Source organism: Azospirillum sp. FG154, assembly GCF_057809575.1.
In genome coordinates, this window is record NZ_JBMDKF010000036.1 from 18,499 (window position 1) to 39,346 (window position 20,848).

Consider the following 20,848-nt stretch of genomic DNA (forward strand, 5'->3'; position numbering starts at 1 on the left):
CAAAACCAAACAGGGCGCCCGAAGGGGCGCCCTGTCCAGTCGAAAATCACACAAGCGAAACAGACCGCTTAGTGCAGCGTGCTCCACAGCTTGCGCTTGGACGCGTACATCAGACCGGCCAGCACCAGCAAGAACAGGATGACCTTGACGCCCATCTGCTTGCGCTCGTCCAGGTGCGGCTCCGCCACGAAGGTGAGGAAGGTCGCGACGTCCTTGGCTTCCTGCTCCACCGTCGCCTTCGTGCCGTCGGCGTAGGTCACGCCGTCGGGCTGAAGGATGTTCGGCATGCCGACCTGATGGCCGGGGAACACCTTGTTGTAGTTCATGCCCGGCATCAGGTTGACGCCAGCGGGCGCCGGATCCTCAAAGCCGGTCAGGAAGCTGTAGATATAGTCTTCGCCACCGACGCGGGCCTTGGCGATCAGCGACAAGTCCGGCGGCAGAGCGCCGTTGTTCGCCGCACGGGCCGCGTTGTCGTTGGGGAACGGCGACGGGAAGCGGTCGGCGGGCAGGCCGGGGCGCATGAACATCTCGCCCGCGTCGTTCGGACCAGCCTGGACTTCGTAACCGGCGGCCAAGGCCTTCAGCTCGTCATCCTTGAAGCCGATGCCCGCCAGCGTGCGGATCGGGACCAGACGCATCGAATGGCAGGCCGCGCAGACTTCCTTGTAAATCTGGAAGCCACGCTGCGCCGCCGCCTTGTCGATGGTGCCGAACACGCCGGAATGCGGCCAGTTCTGCTTGTCGAGATGAACGGCTTCCGACGCCTGCGCGGCCCCGGCGAGGCCGAGAGCCAGCGCCGCCGAGAGGATTGCAGTCTTCAACGCGCGCATCAGGCCTTCTCCATCGGCTTGGCGTGGGCACCGCCCTTCAGAACGGCTTCGCTGATGCTGTTGGGGAGCGGCAAAGGCCGTTCCAGTTTGCCCAACACCGGCAGCAAAACCAGGAAATGGAAGAAGTAATAGACGGTGCCGATCCGGGCGATCAGCAGCCACGACCCTTCGGCGGGCATGGCGCCGGCGTAGCCCAGCACCAGACCGTCGATGGCCAGGATCCAGAAGAACTGGCGGTAGATCGGACGGAACTTGCAGCTCCGCACCTTCGACGTGTCAAGCCACGGCAGAACCAGCAGGAGCGCGATGGAGCCGAACATGGCGATGACGCCGCCCAGCTTGTCGGGGATCGCGCGCAGGATGGCGTAGAAGGGCAGGAAGTACCATTCCGGCACGATGTGCGCGGGCGTCACCAACGGGTTCGCCGGGATGTAGTTGTCCGGATGGCCCATGTAGTTCGGCATGAAGAACACGAACGCCGCGAAGACGATGAAGAACACGACGACGGCGAAGCCGTCCTTCAGCGTGACGTACGGGTTGAACGGCACGGTGTCCTGCGGACCCTTCGGCTCGATGCCGAGCGGGTTGTTCGAGCCGCAGACGTGCAGCGCCGCCGTGTGCAGGATCACCAGACCCAGCAGGACGAAGGGCAGCAGGAAATGCAGCGCGAAGAAGCGGTTCAGCGTCGGGTTGTCGACCGAGAAACCGCCCCACAGCAGCGTGACGATGGGGTCGCCGACGATCGGGAAGGCCGAGAACAGGTTCGTGATGACGGTGGCGCCCCAGAAGCTCATCTGGCCCCACGGCAGCACGTAGCCCATGAAGGCGGTGCCCATCATGACGAGGAAGATGATGACGCCCAGGATCCACAGGATCTCGCGCGGCGCCTTGTAGGAGCCGTAATAGAGACCACGGAACATGTGAATGTAGACGGCGATGAAGAACATCGACGCGCCATTCGCGTGGACGTAACGCAGCAGCCAGCCGTAATTCACGTCGCGCATGATGCGCTCGACCGAATCAAAGGCCAGCGAGGTGTGCGAGGAATATTGCATCGCCAGGAACAGGCCGGTGGCGATCATCACCACCAGCATGATTCCGGCGATCGCGCCGAACGCCCACAGATAATTGACGTTCCGGGGCATCGGGTAGTGGTTGTACTCGTGATCCAGCATCGTGAAGATCGGCAGACGGCTGTCGATCCAGTTCACGAGTGGATTCTTGAATTTCGAGGCTTGAGCCTGAGCCATTCTCGGGGTCTCCAGAACCTGGGTGCCGCTCAACCGAGCCGGATCTTGGTATCGCTCGTGAAAGCGTACGGCGGAAGGACGAGGTTGGCGGGGGCCGGACCCTTGCGGATGCGCCCAGCGGTGTCGTAGTGCGAACCGTGGCAGGGGCAGAACCAGCCATCGAAGTCGCCGCGCGGGTCGGTGACTTTCTGCCCCAACGGGACGCAGCCCAGATGCGTGCAGATGCCGATGACGATGAGCCATTCCGGCTTCTTGACGCGGGCGCTGTCGGCCACCGGATCGCGCAGGTCGCCGAGGTTGACCGTCTTGGCCAGCTCGATTTCCTTGGCGTTGCGGTGACGGACGAACACCGGCTTGCCGCGCCATGTGACGGTGATGGCCTGGCCTTCGGCGACCGGGGCGAGATCGACGTCGATGGACGCCAGCGCCAGGGTGTCGCGGGCCGGATTCATGCTGTCGATGAAGGGCCATGCCGCCGAAGCGGCTCCGACAACGCCAACCGCGCCGGTGGCAAGGTACAGAAAGTCGCGACGGGTGGAACCGTCGCCGGAGGCCGCGTGGCCACCCGTCCCGGGCGGATGCGTGGTCTGAGCCATAAGCCTGTTTCTCCTCAAGGCATGCCCGACGTGCGCAAATCCACGCCGGACGACCGATGGACCGTTCTGTAGCACGACTTGACGGGCTTGTCCGCCGGGTGGATGAACCTTGTGGGCATGCCGCGTCGTTCCAGAGCCTATGACTCTGGTGTTTCGGGGTTGCGGTATACCGTCGCGACGCCCACTTGAAAAGGCTTTGTCGCCGGACATGGTGTCGCGCGTTGCGTTGCAGCATTAGTTTGTGGGCATAAGAAAGCGTTTTCCATAGGATTTCCCATGCGACTCGTCCTGTTTGAACCCGACATTCCGCAGAACACCGGCACGCTGATGCGGCTGGCGGCGGGGCTGGGGCTGCCGCTCGACCTTATCGAACCCTGCGGATTCGTTTTGGACGACCGTCGGCTGCGCCGGGCCGGGATGGATTATCTCGATCATCTGACCTGGATCCGTCACAGCTCTTGGGAAGCCTACGCCGCCAGCCCGCAGGCCGGGCGTCTGGTGCTGCTGACCACGCGCGCGGCCCAGCCTTACACCCGCTTTTCCTTCGCGCCCGACGACCGAATCCTTGTGGGGCGGGAAAGCGCCGGGGTGCCGGACGCGGTTCACGACGCCGCCGACGCCCGTCTGGTCATTCCGCTTCGCCCGCCCGCCCGGTCCTTGAACGTTGCGATCAGCGCCGCGATGGTGTTGGGTGAAGCGCTGCGGCAAACCGCCCCACCCGATTTCGCCGCAGCCGATCTCGCCGCCCACGCCGCAGCCACGAGCATGCCATGACCGCCGCCGTTCCGACCGACTCCGTCGCGCCCGACTCCGCCCTCGTCGACGCCCGCAAGGCCCGCGCCGTCGCCTGGTTCGCCAGCCTACGCGACCGTATTTGCGCCGGGTTCGAGGCGCTGGAGGACGAGTTGACCGGCACGCACGCGGATCTGCCGCCGGGCCGCTTCGAGCGGAAAAGCTGGACCCGCCCCGACCACGCGGGCGGGGAGGGCGGCGGCGGCACGATGGCGGTGATGAAGGGCCGGGTGTTCGAGAAGGTCGGCGTCAACATCTCGGTCGTGCATGGCGTCTTCAGCCCGGAATTCCGCGCCACCATCCCCGGCGCGGCGGAAACCGGCGAATTCTGGGCGGCGGGCGTCAGTCTGGTGGCGCACATGCGTTCGCCCCTGGTTCCGGCCACCCACATGAACACCCGCCATCTGGTGACGACCAAGGGCTGGTTTGGCGGCGGCGCCGATCTGACGCCGATGGTCGCCGACGATCAGGACACGGCGGATTTCCACGCCGGGCTGAAAGCGGCCTGCGACCGCCACGACTCGGGCTATTACCCGAAATACAAGGAATGGTGCGACCGCTACTTTTTCCTGCCGCACCGCAACGAGACGCGCGGCGTCGGCGGCATCTTCTTCGACGGCCTCGATTCGGGCGATTGGGAGGCGGATTTCGCCTTCACCCAGGACGTCGGCGGGGCCTTTTTCGAGACCTACGCGGCCCTCGTCCGCCGCCACATGAACCGCCCCTGGACGCCCGAGCAGCGCGAACACCAGTTGGTGCGCCGGGGCCGCTACGTCGAATTCAATTTGCTCTATGACCGGGGCACCACCTTCGGTCTGAAGACCGGCGGCAACACCGAAGCCATCCTGATGAGCCTGCCGCCCGAGGTGAAATGGCCGTAAGGGTCAAGCGTCCATAAGGCTCCGCGCCGCTTCCAGACAGGCGGCGCGGTCGGCCTGGAAATCCCCGGCGATCCACCACGCCGCCACCCGCTTCAGCAGCGCCCCCAGCGCCGGGCCGCGCTCCACCCCCAGCGCCAGCAGATCACGGCCCGCGATGGGCAGGCGCAGATCCGGCAAATCCTCGGCCACCGTCAGAGCGGCGCGCACAGCGGCGAGGTCGAGCGGACCGGGCGCGTTCGCCGCCGCCAACAGAAGGAGATCCCGGTAAAGCCCCGCGTCGCCGACGCGGTAAAGCGCTTGGCGCAGCGTCGTCCGGTCATCGGCCGCCGACAGCGCCATCGGCGGTTCGCTCAAGGCCGCCAGCCGGTCGCGCTCGACGTTCGACAGCCGCAGCGTTTCCGCCACCCGCAAGGCGGCGGCGCGGTCGCCGACCAGCACGGCGGCCAAGCGGCAGGTCGGGTCGGGCGGGGCGTCCGCGTCACGCTCCAGCCGGGCCAGACGGTCCAAGCGGGCGGTGTCGGTCGCCGTGGGCAGCAGATGGGCCATCACCCCCTGGTCGATCATCAGCCGCCAAACCTGCGCCGCGTTGGGCGCGGTCAGCAGGCGGAACAACTCGCCGCGCACCCGCTCCCCCGACAGGGTCGGCAGGCGGGGGGCCAACGCGACGCAGGCGGCCAGCGCCTCGGCGTCCGGGGCGCCGCGCCCGTAATGGGCGTAAAAGCGGAAGAAGCGCAGCAGCCGCAACACATCCTCCGTCACGCGGCGCGCGGCGTCGCCGACGAAGCGCACCCGGCCCGCCGCCAGATCGGCCAAGCCGCCAAAGGGATCGTGGATCACCCCGTCGGCGGTGCAGCTCAGCGCGTTCATCGTCAAATCGCGCCGGGCGGCGTCCTCCACCCAATCGTCGGTGAAGGCGACTCGGGCGTGACGGCCAAAGCTTTCGACGTCGCGGCGCAGGGTGGTGATTTCATAGGGCTTGCCGCCGGACAGCGCCGTCACCGTGCCATGGGCGATGCCGGTCGGGATGGCGCGCAGACCGGCGGCGGCCAACAGTTCCATCACCCGTTCGGGCGGCGCATGGGTGGCGATGTCGATGTCCTTCACCGCCCGGCCCAGCCACGCGTCGCGCACGCAGCCGCCGACAAAGCGGGCGTCGGCCCCCCCGGCGGCGAGCGCGGCGAAGACCGCCCGGCTTTCGGGCGCGGTCATCCAGGGTTGGGGCGCGAGGCGGGCGGCGGCGGTCATGGCGCGACGTTACGCGGAGTTCCATCGCTTCGGCAATGGGACGGTCTCGTTTGCGCTTGCCCCCTCCCTAGCCCTCCCCCACTCACGCGGGAGAGGGAACTCCGCTGATCCCCGACAAAGCTCCAACCCCCTCTCCCGCAACGCGGGGGAGGGATGGGGAGGGGGCAAAGCGTCGCCAAACCAACAGGGGAATCCGCATGGCCAAACGCGCTTATCCCGTCGGCTCGAACACAGCCCCCAGCACGTCGCGCAGATTGACCAGCATTCCGGCGGTGGCCCCCCAGATGTAGCGCTGCTCATAGGGGAAGACGTAGAAAAAGCGGTCCTTGCCCAGGAACTCGCGGCTGTGGCGTTTGGGGTTTTCAGGGTCGAGGAAGACCGACAGCGGCACCTCGAACACCTCGGCCACCTCGGTCGGGTCGGGGAGCAGGTCGAAGGGGGGAGTCACCACGCCGACGACCGGAGTCACGCGAAAGCCGGTGCGCGTCACATAGGTGTCGAGCCGACCGATGATCGCGATCCGGTCGCGGGACAGGCCAATTTCCTCGGCGGTTTCGCGCAGGGCGGCGTCCTCCGCCGAGGAATCCTCCGGCTCCAGCCGACCACCGGGGAAGCTGATCTGTCCGGCGTGCGCGCTCAGGGTCGTGGTGCGCTGGGTGAGGATCACCGTCACCTCGTCGCCCCGATCCACCAGCGGCACCAGCACGGCGGCGTCACGCAGAACGGTCGAGGCGGGCGGAGCGAAATCCGGATTCAGGTCATGATCGCCACGCACGCCAAAGACGCGCCCAGCGTCGTCGCCCCGGCCAGGAAAGCGCCGACGAACATCCTCCAACGTCACTCGCCAGGCAGCGCGCCCAGCGCGAAGAAAATCTTGTTGCTCCATAAACCCACCTCGGACTCGCCGTCGTCGCGGACGCGGATGTCGCTGCGATCCACCATCTCGTAGAACACAGGCCGCAGAATGCGCGCGTCCAACCGGTTCTTGATCTCTATGTAGGGCGTCGGCTCTCCGGTTTCAGGGTGATCGACGACACGGATCGGGTGATCGGGTCCAGCCTCGACCCACTGGTCCAGGTTGGTGCGAAAAGACAGAATTTGTTCCGGCCCGCCGCCCGACACCGTCATTTCCACGGCGACGAAGGGTGAATCCTCGACGATGATCCGGCCATGCTCGACCGGCGTCATCAGCCAGAAATCGCCCGCCTCATCCCGCTGCAAAATGGTGGAGAACAGCTTCGCCAACTCGATCCGGCGGATCGGATCGCCATTGTGGAACCATGTTCCGTCACGCGCAATGCGTATGTCGTAGGCCTCCTCCCCCGGCAGGCGGGCGGGCAGGGGCGGGGCGCCGACCGGCGGCGTCAACGCGGCCCGGCGCGCGGGGCGCTTGTCATTCGCCATCTCGTCACCGACTTTCATGCAGGCCATCCGGTTTTTGCGTCGTTCTTCTGCGTATTTTCGCCACACTCGGCCTCTAGGTCCACTAGAGTTGATCCACCAGAGTTGGGCATCCCGCCCCGCCGCCGCCAGACCCGATCCTGATTGAGGGAGCGCCAGACGTTGAACGCATCGGACATCCTGCATGGACAGCCCCCGGCGACGGCGGAGGATCCGCGTCGGCTGATGGCCGAAATCGAATGGCTGGGCGGACGGCTGGCCGAGGTGCGCGCGGGGATTGGCCGCGTCATCTTTGGTCAGCAAGAGGTGGTGGACCGCACCCTGGTCACTCTGTTGGCGGGCGGCCATGTGCTGCTGATCGGCGTTCCCGGTTTGGCGAAAACCCGGCTGGTCGAAACGCTGGGCGCCGTGCTGGGGCTGGGGGAAAAGCGCATTCAATGCACCCCCGACCTGATGCCCGCCGACATTCTGGGGTCGGAGGTGCTGGAGGAGGGCGAGAACGGTCGCCGGTCCTTCCGCTTTCTGCCCGGCCCGGTGTTCAGCCAATTGCTGATGGCCGACGAGATCAACCGCGCCAGCCCGCGCACCCAATCGGCGCTGTTGCAGGCGATGCAGGAGCATCGGGTGTCGGTGGCGGGCCAGTATCACCCGCTGCCGCAGCCCTTCCACGTCCTGGCGACGCAGAACCCGCTGGAGCAGGAGGGCACCTATCCGTTGCCCGAGGCGCAGCTTGATCGCTTCCTGATGCAGATCGACGTCGATTATCCCGACCGCGACGCCGAACGCCGGATGATGATCGCCACCACCAACGCCAGCGACGTCCGCGCGCACGCCGTTCTGTCCGCCGCCGATCTGCTGGCGGCGCAACGGCTGGTCCGCCGCCTGCCGGTCGGCGAGGGGGTGGTGGACGGCATTCTCGACCTTGTGCGCCGGGGCCGCCCGGACAGCACCGATCTGGTCGAGGTGCAGCGTCACGTCGCCTGGGGGCCGGGGCCGCGCGCCAGCCAGGCGCTGATGCTCGCCGCCCGCGCCAGCGCCGTGCTGGACGGTCGGCTGGCCCCGTCGCTGGACGACGTGCTGGCCCTCGCCAAGCCGATTTTGAAGCACCGGATGGCGCTGAACTTCGCCGCGCGCGCCGACGGGGTGACGCTGGACGACGTCATCGACCGCCTGTGCGCGCCGTTGGCGTAACCTTAGCCCAGCGCCGGACCAAACCCACGGGAGCGTCGATGCCGCCCAGCCCCGCCACCGCCCCGAACGCGCCGCCGACCTCCCCCTTGCGCGCCCGCCACCGGGCCGAGGCGTTGGCCTCCACCCTGCCGCCCTTGCTGGTCGCGGCGGAGCGGGTGGCGGCGACCGTCGCGCCGGGCGTTCATGGCCGCCGCCGGGTCGGCTTGGGCGAAACCTTTTGGCAATTCCGCCGCTATCAGCCGGGCGACGCGCCGTCGATGATCGACTGGCGGCAATCGGCGAAAACCCAGCCGGTCTATGTCCGCGAAAACGAATGGGAGGCGGCGCAAAGCGTCTGGTTGTGGCGCGACCGTTCGGCCTCGATGGATTTCCGTTCCAGCCCTGAGCTGCCAACCAAGCGGGAGCGCGCCGATCTGCTGCTGCTGGCCGCCGCCGTGCTGCTGGCGCGCGGGGGGGAGCGGGTGGCGCTGCTGAACTCCGGCGTCCGGCCCGACCATGGCAAGATGGCGGTGGACCGTTTGGCCCGTCTGCTGACCGATCCGCACACCGCCCATGATCCCAACCCGTTGCCGTCGGTGGAACCGTTGCCGCGCCACGCGCAGATCGTGCTGATCGGCGATTTGCTCGCCCCGCTGGCTGAAATCAACGCTGTCGTCGCCGGGTTGAGCGGGCGGGGCCTGCGCGGCCATCTGGTGCAAGTCCTCGATCCGGCGGAAGAAAGTCTGCCCTATGACGGACGCGTCGCCTTTGAAGGGCTGGAGGGCGAGCGCGGTTTGCTGATTCCCCGCGTTGACGCCATCCGAACCGCCTATCATGAACGCCTGCAAGCCCAACGCGACGGGCTGGGCGCCCTGGCGCGCAACACCGGCTGGAGTTTCGCCACCCACCGCACCGACCGACCGCCGCAAACCGCGCTGCTCGGCCTGTGGGGCGCCTTGGCGCGGGAGGCGGTGTGATGACGGCCCGCCTTCCCCCTTTCCCCCCTTCACCCCGGTAAGACGCGCCGATGCTGGGCCTTGGACCAATCGCTTTCGCCACCCCGTGGGTCTTGACCGCCCTGGCCGCCCTGCCGGTGTTGTGGTGGCTGCTGCGCGTCACCCCGCCAGCGGCGCGGCGGGTGCGTTTTCCCGCCATCGCCCTGCTGCGCGACCTGATCGCGCCGGAAGAAACCCCCGCCCGCACGCCCTGGTGGCTGTTGCTGCTGCGGTTGGTTCTGGCGGCGCTGGTGATTCTGGCCCTATCGGGGCCGCTGCTGAATCCGCGCGCCGAACTGCCCGGCGGCGGGCCGCTGCTGTTGGTCGTGGACAATGGTTGGGCGTCGGGCCGTGACTGGCCCAGCCGCAAGCAGGCGATGGACGGCTTGATCGCCCAAGCCGAGCGTCAGGCCCGTCCGGTCATTCTGCTGCCCACCGCGCCGTTGCCCGGCGGCGAGGCCCGTCCCCCCGCGCTGTCGCTGCCCGCAGGCGAGGCGCGCCGTCTGGCCCAAGCGTTGGAGCCGCTGCCCTGGCCGACCGACCGCGCGGCGACTCTGGCTGCCGTTCGCGCGCTCGTCACGCAAGGAAGCATCCGGGGATCGGCTCACGCCGTCTGGCTGAGCGACGGGCTGGGCGACCGCTCCGCCCGCGCCTTGGTCGAGGAACTGCAACGGCTGGGATCGGCGGACATTCTTGATGACTCCACCGACAAGCCGCCGCATCTGCTGCTGCCCCCGGCGACGGAGGGCGCGGCCCTGGTCGCGCGGGTCATCCGCGCCGACCCCGCCCGGCCTGAGCCGGTGACGCTGCGCCTCGCCGCCGCCGACGGGCGGTTGCTGAGCCGCGAAACCGTGGCGTTCGAGCCGGGGCAGCGGATGCGCGAGGTGCGCCTCAATCTGCCCGCCGAGTTGCGGAACGACGCCGCCAGCCTGCGGATCGAGGGCGACACGACGGCGGGGGCCACGGTGCTGTTGGACGAGCGTTGGCGCCGCCGCCCGGTTGGGCTGGTGTCCGGTCGGCCCGAGGGGGAAAGCCAACCGCTGCTGTCCGATCTCCATTACCTCGACCGCGCGCTGTCGCCCTACACCGAGGTGCGGCGCGGCGGAACCCTGGAGTTGCTGAAACGCGACCTCGCCGTGTTGATTCTGTCGGACATCGGCGCGCTCAACGGCAGCGAGGCGCAGGCCATTGACGGTTGGGTCCGCAAGGGCGGCGTTCTGCTGCGCTTCGCCGGGCCTCGTCTGGCCCAGCACGCCGACCCGCTGATTCCGGTGCGGCTGCGGGTGGGCGACCGCGCGCTGGGCGGGGCGCTGTCCTGGTCGGAACCGGCCAAGCTGCAAGCTTTCCCGGCAAAATCGCCGTTCGAGGGGTTGAGCGTTCCCGCCGACGTGCAGGTCAATCGGCAGGTTCTGGCGGAACCGGCGTTGGATTTGGCGGATCGCACCTGGGCGCGGCTGGCCGACGGCACGCCGTTGGTCACGTCCGAACGACGCGGCGACGGTTGGCTCGTGCTGGTTCACACCACGGCAAGCCCGGATTGGTCCAATCTGCCGTTGTCCGGCCTGTTCGTGGACATGCTGCGCCGCATCACCGCGCTCAGCGGCGGGGTGAGCGGCGGCGGGAGCAGCAGCGCCGCCTTGGAGCCGGTTGAGCTTTTGGATGGAACCGGGCGGTTGGTTCCGCCGACCGCCACCGCTTTTCCGATCCCCGGCGACGCCGGTGGGGTTGATTTGGTTGGGCCGCGCCATCCGCCGGGCTTTTATGGCGGCGAAGAATCCCGCCGGGCGCTGAATCTGTCGCCCGCCGTCGGCGCGCTGGAGCCGCTTGGCGCTTTGCCTCGTGGGGTCGGTCGGTCACGCTATGGCGGGCACGGGGAGGTGGCGCTGAAACCGGCTCTTCTGGCGGCGGCCCTGGCGTTGCTGACCGTCGATCTGTTGATCGCGCTGGCCCTGCGCGGCCTGCTCAATCCGGCGGCTTTGCGACGGCGGGGCGGGGCGCTCGCCGGGCTGGCTGTGGCGCTGCTCCTGCTGACGCCGGAGGCCGCGCGCGCCATCGACATGGAGCAAGCGGTGAGGGTCACGGCGGAAACCCATCTGGCCTATGTGCAAACCGGCGACGGCGCGGTGGACGACACCGCGCGCGCCGGGTTGGAAGGGCTGGCGGCGGTCTTGAATCTGCGCACCGCCGTGCAGACCATGGGCGTGGTCGGCGTCGATCCTGAGCGGGACGAATTGGCCTTTTACCCCCTTCTTTATTGGCCTGTTTCGGACAAGCAACAAAATCTGTCCGACCCGGCCCGGGCGCGGGTGAACGATTATCTGCGCGGCGGCGGCGCCATCCTGTTCGACACCCGCGATCAGGCTCCGGACGGTGGCGCGCGCGCGCTGCAACGGCTGGTCGATGGGCTGGAAATCCCGCCGCTGGTCCCGGTCCCGCCCGACCATGTGCTGCGCAAGTCTTTCTATCTTCTGAAAGATTTCCCGGGTCGGTCGGCTGGGAGCGAGCTGTGGATCGAGGCGCGCGAGGGGCGCGGCAACGACGGCGTGTCGCCGGTGGTGATCGGCGGCAATGATTGGGCGTCGGCCTGGGCGGTCAACCGCAACGGGCAGTCGTTGTTCGCTGTCGTTCCGGGAGGCGAACGACAGCGTGAAATGGCCTATCGTTTCGGAATCAATCTGGTGATGTACGCCCTGACCGGCAATTACAAGGCCGATCAGGTCCATGTGCCCGCCATCCTGGAAAGGCTCGGCCAATGATGCCCGCCGACCTGTTGTCCGGCGCGTCGCTCACCTTTGCTCCCCTGTTGCCCTGGAGCCTGTTGGCCCCGCTGGTCGGCGTCGCCCTGCTGGCGGTCGTCCTCGCCGCCGTGCGTCGGGCGCGGGGAAGCCTGTTGCGGCTGCTGGCGGTGTTGGTTCTGGCGCTGGGCTTGGCCAATCCCTCTCTCATTCAGGAAAAGCGCGAGCCGATCAAGGACGTCGTCGTCGTCGTCGTCGATGATTCGCCCAGCCAAGCCATCGGGCAACGCCGCGCGCGCGCCGACAGCGCTCTGGCCGATCTGACGCGCAAGCTGAAGCCCTTTGACGATCTGGAGCTGCGCGTCGTCCATACCGGCGGCGACGGCGGCGGGACGATCAACGAAACCCACCTGTTCGACGCGCTGAACCGCGCCATGGCCGATGTGCCGCGCCGCCGGATGGCCGGGGCGGTGTTGATTACCGACGGGCAGGTTCACGACGTCCCCGACAATCTCGCCAAGCTGGCGGGGATCGGCCCGATCCACACGCTGTTGACCGGCGACCATGACGAGGGCGACCGCCGCATCGCCATCGTCCAGGCGCCAAGCTACGGTCTGGTCGGCAAGTCGGTCGATCTGACCATCCGGGTGGACGACATGCCGGGTCGGCAATCGCCCGACGCGGCGGTGACGTTGAAGCAGGATGGGGGAGCGCCGCGCAGCTTCCGGGTTCCGGTGGGCCGCGATTTCCGCATCGACCTCGCCATCACCCACGGCGGCCAGAATGTGCTGGAGCTGGAGGTCGAGGCCGCCAAACAGGAATTGACCCTGGCCAACAACCGCGCCGCCGTGGTGGTGAACGGCGTGCGGGATCGGCTGCGCGTGCTGCTGGTGTCGGGCGAGCCGCACGCCGGGGAACGGACGTGGCGAAATCTGTTGAAGGCTGACCCGTCGGTCGATCTGGTGCATTTCACCATTCTGCGCCCACCCGAAAAGCAGGACGGCACGCCGATTCGCGAATTGTCGCTGATCGCCTTTCCCATCCGCGAATTGTTCGAGGTGAAGCTCGACGAATTCGACCTCATCATCTTCGACCGCTACCGGCGGCGCGGCGTGCTGCCGCAAATGTATCTGGAAAACATCGCCGATTACGTGCGCAAGGGCGGCGCGTTGTTGGAGGCGTCAGGGCAGGGCTACGCCTCGCCCTTGTCGCTCTACCGCACGCCGCTGGGCGCGATCCTGCCCGCCGCGCCGACCGGCCAGACCATCGACCAGCCTTTCCGCCCGACCGTCACCGAGATTGGGCGGCGGCACCCGGTGACGGCGGATTTGCCCGGCGACCATGTCGGCGGCGAACCGGAGTGGGGCCGCTGGCTCCATCAAGTGGCGGTGACGCCGAACAGCGGCGCGGTCGTCATGCAGGGGGCTGACGAGCGTCCGTTGCTGGTGCTGGACCGGGTGGGGAAGGGGCGGGTGGCGCAATTGGCCTCCGACCAGATTTGGCTGTGGAGTCGGGGGTTCGAGGGCGGCGGCCCGCAGGCCGAGTTGCTGCGCCGTCTGGCCCATTGGCTGATGAAAGAGCCGGAGCTTGAGGAAAACGACCTGCGCACGCGGGTGGACGGCAACCGCATCACGGTGGAGCGCCGGTCCCTGGAACCCGACCCGCGCCCGGTGACGCTGACCACCCCGTCCGACGAAACCAGCCCGCTGTCCCTGACGGAAGACGCCAACGGCCATGCCGCCGCGACCGTGACGGCAAAGGCGCCGGGCATCTACCGCGTCTCGGACGGCGCGCGGACGGCCCTGGCGGTGGTCGGCGCGGTGAATCCGCCGGAGTTGGCCGACGTCCGGTCCACCGGCGACCGTTTGGCCCCGGTCGCCAAGGCCACGCGGGGGGGCGTCCATTGGATCGCCGACAGCCAAAACGGAGCCGGTCTCGAGATCCGCCGCACCCGCCCTGACCGCGACCAGAGCGGCCCGGCTTGGATTGGCCTGCGCGCCAACGGCGATTTCACGGTGACGGGCGTCACCGACGCGCCCCTGGCGCCGGTTGGCGCGCTGCTGGCCTTGACGTTGGGGGCCTTGGCCTGGGGGTGGCGACGGGAGGGACGCTGAGGCAAAAAAATCGTGCGCCCCATCAAACAGGCTGTTGCGCTCCCCGACGCTTCCGATTATGGTGCCGCTCCTTCCGGCGATACAGTGTCGCCGTGACGGTTGGGGCGTCGCCAAGCGGTAAGGCAGCGGTTTTTGGTACCGCCATTCGGAGGTTCGATCCCTCCCGCCCCAGCCAACCTTTCCAGACAAATTGATCCGCGCGCCCAGCCAATTCACGGTGACGCGCAAGCTTTGTCAGCGCTCTCAAAGCCAAGACATTGACGTCTCTTCCTGTGCAGCAATGGGGGAGCGAATGAGCTTTGGGTCTTTCCTGAAAAAATGAAGGGCAAATCCAACGCCGTCCTGTGGCATAAGGGGCCAACCTTGCCACGGGAACCCAGCCGGACATGATTCGTTTCGACAACATCACCAAGCAGAACAGCCACCGGATCCTGTTTCTGGAGGCGTCCGCCGCGCTGAACCGGGGCGAAAAGATTGGCCTTGTTGGTCCCAACGGCGCCGGCAAGACGACGCTGTTCCGCATGATCGCGGGCGAGGAGACGCCGGACACGGGGCAAGTGGCGGTCGAGAAGCTGGTTTCGATCGGCTATTTCAATCAGGACGTTGGCGAAATGTCCGGTCGCAGCGCCGTCGCCGAGGTGATGGACGGGGCTGGGCCGGTCAGCGTCGTGGCGGCGGAGCTGGCGGAGTTGGAAACGGCCATGGCCGATCCCGACCGCGCCGACGATATGGACGCGATCATCGAGCGTTACGGCGAAGTCCAGGCCCGCTTTGAGGAGTTGGGCGGCTATGAGCTGGAGGGCCGCGCCCGCGAGGTGCTCGCCGGGCTGAGCTTCAGCCAAGAGATGATGGACATGGATGTGGGCGGTCTGTCGGGCGGCTGGAAGATGCGCGTGGCGCTCGCCCGCATCCTGCTGATGCGGCCCGACGCCATGCTGCTGGACGAGCCGAGCAACCATCTGGATCTGGAAAGCCTGATTTGGCTTGAGGAGTTTCTGAAGGGCTACGACGGCGCGCTGCTGATGACCTCGCACGACCGCGAGTTCATGAACCGCATCGTCAACAAGATCATCGAAATCGACGGCGGGTCGCTGACCAGCTATTCCGGCGATTACGCCTTTTACGAGCGGCAGCGGGCGTTGCGCGAGAAGCAGCAGGAGGCCCAGTTCGAGCGGCAGCAAGCCATGCTGGCGAAGGAATTGAAATTCATCGAACGCTTCAAGGCGCGGGCCTCGCACGCCAGCCAGGTGCAAAGCCGGGTGAAGAAGCTGGACAAGATCGAGCGTTTCGAGATGCCGAAGCGCCGCCAGGTGGTGGCGTTCGATTTCCCGCCCGCCCCGCGTTCGGGCGAGGACGTCGCGGTCCTGAAAAACGTGCACAAGGGCTATGGCGAGCGGAGCATCTACCAGGGATTCGATCTGACCATTCGCCGCAAAGAGCGTTGGTGCGTGATGGGCGTCAACGGCGCCGGAAAATCAACGCTGCTGAAGCTGGTGGCGGGAACGACCGAACCGGACGCGGGAAGCGTGGTGGTCGGCGCGAGCGTCAAGATGGGCTATTTCTCCCAGCACGCGATGGAGCGGCTCGACGGCGAGCAGACGGTGTTTGAGTCTTTGGAAGCGTCCTTCCCGCAGGCGGGGCAGGGGTCGCTGCGGGCGCTGGCTGGTTGCTTTGGCTTCTCCGGCGATGACGTGGAAAAGAAATGCCGCGTTCTGTCGGGCGGGGAAAAGGCCCGGCTGGTGATGGCGATCATGCTGTTCAACCCGCCGAATTTCCTGGTTCTCGACGAGCCGACCAACCACCTTGATCTCGACACCAAGGAAATGTTGATCGCGGCGCTGGCCGCTTACGAAGGCACCATGCTGTTCGTCTCGCACGACCGGCATTTCCTGGCGACGCTGTCCAACCGGGTGTTGGAGCTGACGCCGGAGGGCATCCACCAATATGGCGGCGGCTACACCGAGTATGTGGCGCGCACTGGACACGAAGCGCCCGGCCTGCGCGGTTGAGTGACGGTCTTCTGACGCGGCTGGCTCCAACGGGTCACGCCGACGCGGCGGCTCAACTCAACGGGCGGTGGGGCAGGGCGACTGTGATCGACACGGTCGTTCCGCCGCCTGGCGCGCTCGTCACCGACAGGACGGCGCCGATCAGTTCGGCCTGTTCGCGCAGACCCAGCAGGCCAAAATGGTTGGCCTGGTCGGTTTCCATGTCGAATCCCGCCCCATCGTCCCGAACGACGACGGACAGCGCCGTTTGATCCGGCTCAACCGCCGAGGTGGCGACGGTCACGGCGACGGTCACGGCGATGGACGGGGCGTTGGCGTGACGGACGGCGTTGCGCAAGGCTTCTTCGATCATCCGGTAAAGGGTTTCGGCGGTCTGCCCGGTCATCGCCTCCGCCGCCTCCGCCACGCCCAGCGTCAGGGCCGAGGCGGTGCGGTCCTGGACCTGCGCGACCAGCCGACGCAGGGCCGGACCAAAGCCGTCGTCGCGCACGGGGGAATAGCGCAATTGCGACACCGCGCTGCGGGCGTGCGCCAACCCTTCCTGCGCGGCTTCGTCGGCGCGGCGGATCTCGTCGGGCAGGCGGGAGGGATCGACCTCCACCAATTTGCGGATCAGGCGAATTTGGGTCAGCAGGCCCAGCAGCGTGTGGGCCACCGTGTCGTGCAGATCGCGCGAGATGCGCAGCCGTTCGCGCACGATGGCGGCGGCGCGGGTTTCGTGGCTGAGGCGTTCGATTTCACGCGTGCGCTCCTCCACCCGCGCGTCAAGCTTTTCGTTGATGCCGGAGAGATCGGCGTTGGTCTGTTGCAGCGTGCGCACCAGCGAGGCGATGGACCGCCCAATCCGCCCGGCCTCATCGCGGCCCCGTGGCATGATGAAGTTGGTGGTCCGCCCGGCGCGCAGGTCGTCGGCGGCCTCGGCCATGGCCTGCAAGCGCCGCATGATCCGGCTGGCGATCAACACGCTGGCCAGCGTGGCGACCAGCCCGCCCAGCGCGATGGCGGTGAAAATCGACGCCGACGCCCGGTCGGCGGTGCGGAAGGCGGTCGCCACCGGCTCGCGCACCATGACGCTCCAGCCCAGGCCGGGGAAGTCGGCGAAGCCGCTGCTGCGCGCGATGCCGCTCAACAGGCCCCGGTCAACGCTGTGGGTCGTGCCGAAGGGATACGCCGACAGATCGACGCGACTGCCGCGCGGGGTCTTTTGCGAGCCGTACAGGACCGTGCCGTCGATGCCCAGCAGCAGCACTTCGGCCCCCGGACGGTCCTTCAGCGTCGCCAGCGTGCCGCGCTGCAACGCCTCAATCCACGACCAACCGAGCGTGACCGCCAGCACGCCCCGGATGTCGCCCGCGCGGTCGCGCACCGGAGCCGACAGATCGACGAAGCGGCGCGGCTCGCCGTTGCGCAGCGGCGGCAACAGGCGGTCGAGCAGCAATTCGCGGTGGACGTCGCCGATGTAGGGGCCGAGAAACGCCCCGGTGAACCAGGGGCGCGCCGCCACGGATTGGCCAACCAGCACCCCGTCGGTTCCGGCGACGATGGTTCCGTTCAGGTCGATGATGCCCGCCCATTCGATTTCGCCCAGCGCCCCTTTCAGGTCGGTCAGCGCCCGGTCGGCCTCCGGTCCCGCCAAATCCCCGTCGCGCACGCCGATCAACGTCGCCGACGCCGCCACCCATTCCCGACGCCCGGCCAGATTGGTGTCGATGGTGTCGATCAGCCGCTGGGCGTGGGTGGCGTAGAGCAGGCCGATTTCCCGCTCCAACGCCTCGCGCGCGTCGCGCATCGTCCAGAAGCCGACGAACAACGCCACCGCCAGCGACACCAGCGCGATGGACCAGCCGATGGCCGCCGCCAAGCGCCAGCGCGGATCCAGGGCGCGCAACAGCCGACGCGCCCGCCGCTGCGGCGGTCGTAGCGGCGGGTTGCGTCCGTCCCGCTCGAAAGTGACGTTCGTCATGCGCGATCCGTGTCTTTCGTCAGTGTCGCCAAGGGTGGGGTTGCGTCATTGTTGGTTGATTGGAAGGCGGCATCATGAAGCATACGGCGCAAACGGTTGTCGAGGAAGTCGCGGCCAGATCCGGGGTTCCGGTCGCCCAGACGGCGGCGACGCTCGACGCCCTGCTGCCGCTGCTGGCGGCGCGGTTGCCCTCGCCAATCTTCGGGCGGTTGCAACGGGTCTTGACCGACGACGGCGACCCGTCTTTGCTGGGCGACCTTTGGAACCGGGATTCGTGATGACGCCGATCCGCATCGTGATCGCCGAGGATCAACAACTGATCCGCCGCGCCTTCGCCAACCTCCTGTCCCTGGAAAGCGACATCGAAATCGTCGGCCTCGCCCCCGACGGGGCCGAGGCGGTGGAACTCTGCCGACGTTTCCGCCCCGACGTGGTGTTGATGGACATCCAGATGCCGCGTCTGGGCGGCATCGCCGCGACCAAGCTGATTCTGTCGGAATTTCCCGGCACGCAGGTGGTGGTTCTGACCACCTTCGACACCGACGATCTGGTGTTCGGCGCGATTTCCGCCGGGGCCGCCGCCTATCTGCTGAAAGACGCGTCGGAGGTCGAGATCCTCGACACCATCCGGGGCGTGATGCGCGGCGAAACCCGCATTTCGCCGCACATCGCCCGCAAGCTGTTCGACGAGCTGCGCCGATCCCGCGCGGTGGAGTTGCCGTCCGGCGCGCAACTGCCCGATCTGGCCGATCTGACCGACCGCGAGCGCGCCATCCTCGATCTGATCGCCCAGGGGCAGAGCAACCGGCAGATCGCCGCCAGCCTGTTTCTCGCCGAAGGCACGGTGAAGAATTACGTCAGCCGCGTTATGGAAAAACTGGGCGTGCAATCCCGTACGGAACTGGCCGTCAAGGCGGTGCGCACGCCCAAAGCCTGACTGGCCGCCGACCGCGCCGATGCGCTAAAGATAAGGCCGGAGCGGAGCGAAGGGAGAGGGCGCGATGGTCGGGGTTGGCATCCGCGTGGCTCTCGCGCTGGCGGCGGCGCTTTTTCTGGGGTCGGACCGGGCGGCGGCGAACGACAGCACCGGCTTTCAGGGCGTCGGCGGGATCGAGCTGACCAGCACCGACGCTATTGAGATGGTGTCAGAGGATCTGCGGATCGGGTTGGACGAGATCCGCGTCGCCTACGTCTTTCGCAACGTCAGCGCCCAGCCGGTCGAGACGATGGTGGCGTTTCCGCTGCCTGAGTTGGATTTGTCGCGCGGCCTGACCGAACCGGCCTGGGGCTTTCCGCAGCGGTCTGATGATTTTCTGGGGTTTCGCCTGTGGATCGACGATCAGCCGATTCAACCCTCCCTGGAGCGCCGGGCCTTTTACAAGGGCCAGGACGTGACCGCGACGGTCGCGGCGGCGGGGGCGCTGATTCTGACGCCCTGGGCGCCGGGGGCCTATGACGATCTGGCCAAAACGCTGGATCCCGCCGCGCTCGCCCGCCTGCGCGCCGCCGGTTTGATCCAATCGGGGGAGGACGAGAACACCCCGCAATGGCGCCTTCGCACACATTATTTCTGGCGGCAGACCTTCCCACCGGGCCGCGAGGTCCGCGTCCGCCACGTCTACAAACCCTTCGTCGGCAGCGCGCTGCTGGGCCGGGCGGCGGAAATCGATGGCCGCAAGCCCGTTGGGCGTCTGGTCGAGGAGACGGGCGCGTCGGACGGCGGCGACCGCTATTGCCTGGACGCGGCGACCCGGCGGGCGGTGGCGGCGGCGGTCGCCCGCAACCCGAAAGACCCCATGCCCTTCAGCGCGGCGGAGATCGAATACATCGTGACCACGGCCCGCAACTGGCGGGGACCGATTGGCCGCTTTCACCTGACCATCGACAAGGGCGCGCCCGAAAACATCCTGTCGCTCTGCTGGAACGGCCTGACGAGAACCGGGCCGACGCTGTTTGAATCGACGATCGCCAACTTCATCCCCGACCGCGACATCCGGCTGCTGGTGTTCGTTCGGGCGAAAAGTCCGTGAGCGACGTGGAGCCGGTTCAAGACCGCATGACGGCGTGGCGGGCCACAGGCGTTTGGGCTGGTGTGGAGCTGTGCCAAGCGTCCTATCGCCGTCACCATTTTCCCGTTCACGCCCATCACGACGTGCATGTGGGCGTTATTGATTCCGGCTGTTACCGTTTCACTTGCGATGGGGTGGTCCAAATTGCCGAGGCTGGCGATCTGGTGATCCTTGCGCCAGACGCCGCCCATGACGGGGGTGCGGCGGATGCGACGGGTTATTCCTATCGGCAAGCCCTGATTCCACCGGCGCTGTGGAGCGGCGTGACGGCGCACAACGGAATCCATGACGGATTCCACCGGCGGACTCCGGTGTGGCGCCACCCGCCGACCGCCCGCTTGCTTCGCGCCATCTTTGCGGCTCAGGAACAGCGCGACGCGTTGCTGTTCGACGCGGCTCTGGCCCGGATGATCGCGTCCGTGTCCGAAGACGAGCCTGGTTGGGAAACTCGTGAACGGATCACGCCCGGCATGTTGACCCGCGTCATGGAGATGATGCGGGCCGACATCGCCGAGCCTTGGACATTGGTCGGCTTGGCCGCAGCGGTCGGCTCCAGCCGCTTCGTCCTATCGCGCAGCTTTCGGCAAAATTACGGTCTGGGGCTTCATGACTGGCTGATGGACCTGCGTTTGCGTCAGGCGCGCCGTTGGCTTGCCGCTGGCATGCCCGCCGCCGAGGTGGCCGCCGCCTGCGGATTCGCCGATCAAAGCCACTTGTCGCGTCGGTTCAAGAGAGGATACGGCGTCACGCCGGGACAATTCACGGCGTCCTGCACATCCGTCCAAGCCTAGGACG

Annotated in this window: 18 protein-coding genes and 1 tRNA gene; 12 read left to right on the top strand and 7 right to left on the bottom strand. The window is 67.5% G+C overall.

The features are described 5' to 3' along the window. Positions 1-68 precede the first annotated feature (68 nt). Genes ACODS4_RS26020 through petA form a run of 3 tightly spaced genes read right to left on the bottom strand, consistent with a single transcriptional unit; the run spans position 69 to position 2,679 of the window. Positions 69-833, bottom strand: a complete 765-nt coding sequence (locus tag ACODS4_RS26020) for a cytochrome c1 (protein ID WP_488868573.1) — start codon at positions 831-833, stop codon at positions 69-71. After that, positions 833-2,083: a cytochrome b gene (locus ACODS4_RS26025; protein ID WP_488868574.1), complete on the bottom strand. Its 1,251-nt coding sequence runs from the start codon at positions 2,081-2,083 to the stop codon at positions 833-835. The genes ACODS4_RS26020 and ACODS4_RS26025 overlap by 1 nt, the downstream gene beginning before the upstream one ends. 29 nt (positions 2,084-2,112) lie before the next feature. Beyond that, positions 2,113-2,679, bottom strand: a complete 567-nt coding sequence (gene petA, locus ACODS4_RS26030; protein WP_488868575.1) for a ubiquinol-cytochrome c reductase iron-sulfur subunit — start codon at positions 2,677-2,679, stop codon at positions 2,113-2,115. A gap of 276 nt (positions 2,680-2,955) precedes the next feature. On the opposite strand from petA, the gene ACODS4_RS26035 reads away from it, so the two are divergent. Continuing rightward, positions 2,956-3,453: a tRNA (cytidine(34)-2'-O)-methyltransferase gene (locus ACODS4_RS26035; protein WP_488868576.1), complete on the top strand. Its 498-nt coding sequence runs from the start codon at positions 2,956-2,958 to the stop codon at positions 3,451-3,453. Beyond that, positions 3,450-4,352, top strand: a complete 903-nt coding sequence (hemF, locus tag ACODS4_RS26040; protein WP_488868577.1) for an oxygen-dependent coproporphyrinogen oxidase — start codon at positions 3,450-3,452, stop codon at positions 4,350-4,352. The genes ACODS4_RS26035 and hemF overlap by 4 nt, the downstream gene beginning before the upstream one ends. A gap of 3 nt (positions 4,353-4,355) precedes the next feature. On the opposite strand, the gene ACODS4_RS26045 is transcribed toward hemF, so the two are convergent. From ACODS4_RS26045 to ACODS4_RS26055, 3 genes are all read right to left on the bottom strand, one after another. Then, the gene (locus ACODS4_RS26045; RefSeq protein ID WP_488868578.1) at positions 4,356-5,597 is read right to left on the bottom strand and encodes a CCA tRNA nucleotidyltransferase; all 1,242 of its coding nucleotides are present in this window, start codon (positions 5,595-5,597) and stop codon (positions 4,356-4,358) included. 211 nt (positions 5,598-5,808) lie between these two features. Beyond that, a complete protein-coding gene (locus tag ACODS4_RS26050) occupies positions 5,809-6,483 on the bottom strand; it encodes a CoA pyrophosphatase (RefSeq protein ID WP_488868579.1) in 675 nt (224 codons plus the stop codon). Continuing rightward, complete coding sequence (locus ACODS4_RS26055; RefSeq protein ID WP_488868580.1) at positions 6,435-7,019, bottom strand: DUF1285 domain-containing protein; 585 nt, start codon at positions 7,017-7,019, stop codon at positions 6,435-6,437. Before ACODS4_RS26055 ends, ACODS4_RS26050 begins: the two co-directional genes overlap by 49 nt. A gap of 204 nt (positions 7,020-7,223) precedes the next feature. On the opposite strand from ACODS4_RS26055, the gene ACODS4_RS26060 reads away from it, so the two are divergent. The 6 genes from ACODS4_RS26060 to ACODS4_RS26085 all read left to right on the top strand — a co-directional run bounded on the left by ACODS4_RS26060 (position 7,224) and on the right by ACODS4_RS26085 (position 16,021). Beyond that, entirely contained in the window at positions 7,224-8,189 is a 966-nt protein-coding gene (locus ACODS4_RS26060; protein WP_488868598.1) for an AAA family ATPase, read from the top strand. A 38-nt stretch (positions 8,190-8,227) separates the two neighbouring features. Beyond that, complete coding sequence (locus tag ACODS4_RS26065) at positions 8,228-9,145, top strand: DUF58 domain-containing protein (protein WP_488868581.1); 918 nt, start codon at positions 8,228-8,230, stop codon at positions 9,143-9,145. A gap of 50 nt (positions 9,146-9,195) precedes the next feature. Next, on the top strand, positions 9,196-11,919 hold the full coding sequence (locus tag ACODS4_RS26070) for a DUF4159 domain-containing protein (RefSeq protein WP_488868582.1): 2,724 nt from the start codon (positions 9,196-9,198) through the stop codon (positions 11,917-11,919). Beyond that, positions 11,916-14,012: a hypothetical protein gene (locus tag ACODS4_RS26075; RefSeq protein WP_488868583.1), complete on the top strand. Its 2,097-nt coding sequence runs from the start codon at positions 11,916-11,918 to the stop codon at positions 14,010-14,012. The genes ACODS4_RS26070 and ACODS4_RS26075 overlap by 4 nt, the downstream gene beginning before the upstream one ends. Positions 14,013-14,112: 100 nt before the next feature. Beyond that, positions 14,113-14,187 (top strand) — tRNA-Gln (locus ACODS4_RS26080). A 211-nt stretch (positions 14,188-14,398) separates the two neighbouring features. Further along, on the top strand, positions 14,399-16,021 hold the full coding sequence (locus tag ACODS4_RS26085; RefSeq protein WP_488868584.1) for an ABC-F family ATP-binding cassette domain-containing protein: 1,623 nt from the start codon (positions 14,399-14,401) through the stop codon (positions 16,019-16,021). 52 nt (positions 16,022-16,073) lie between these two features. Here the strand turns inward: ACODS4_RS26085 and ACODS4_RS26090 are convergent, their stop codons facing one another. Then, on the bottom strand, positions 16,074-17,984 hold the full coding sequence (locus tag ACODS4_RS26090; protein ID WP_488868585.1) for a sensor histidine kinase: 1,911 nt from the start codon (positions 17,982-17,984) through the stop codon (positions 16,074-16,076). A 74-nt stretch (positions 17,985-18,058) separates the two neighbouring features. On the opposite strand from ACODS4_RS26090, the gene ACODS4_RS26095 reads away from it, so the two are divergent. The 4 genes from ACODS4_RS26095 to ACODS4_RS26110 all read left to right on the top strand — a co-directional run bounded on the left by ACODS4_RS26095 (position 18,059) and on the right by ACODS4_RS26110 (position 20,844). Further along, positions 18,059-18,262, top strand: a complete 204-nt coding sequence (locus tag ACODS4_RS26095) for a hypothetical protein (protein ID WP_488868586.1) — start codon at positions 18,059-18,061, stop codon at positions 18,260-18,262. Beyond that, positions 18,262-18,921, top strand: coding sequence for a response regulator (locus tag ACODS4_RS26100; protein ID WP_488868599.1), 660 nt, complete (start codon positions 18,262-18,264; stop codon positions 18,919-18,921). The genes ACODS4_RS26095 and ACODS4_RS26100 overlap by 1 nt, the downstream gene beginning before the upstream one ends. Positions 18,922-18,985: 64 nt before the next feature. After that, positions 18,986-20,014, top strand: a complete 1,029-nt coding sequence (locus ACODS4_RS26105) for a DUF4424 family protein (protein WP_488868587.1) — start codon at positions 18,986-18,988, stop codon at positions 20,012-20,014. Next, complete coding sequence (locus tag ACODS4_RS26110) at positions 20,011-20,844, top strand: helix-turn-helix transcriptional regulator (RefSeq protein WP_488868588.1); 834 nt, start codon at positions 20,011-20,013, stop codon at positions 20,842-20,844. The genes ACODS4_RS26105 and ACODS4_RS26110 overlap by 4 nt, the downstream gene beginning before the upstream one ends. The last annotated feature ends 4 nt before the right edge of the window (positions 20,845-20,848 follow it).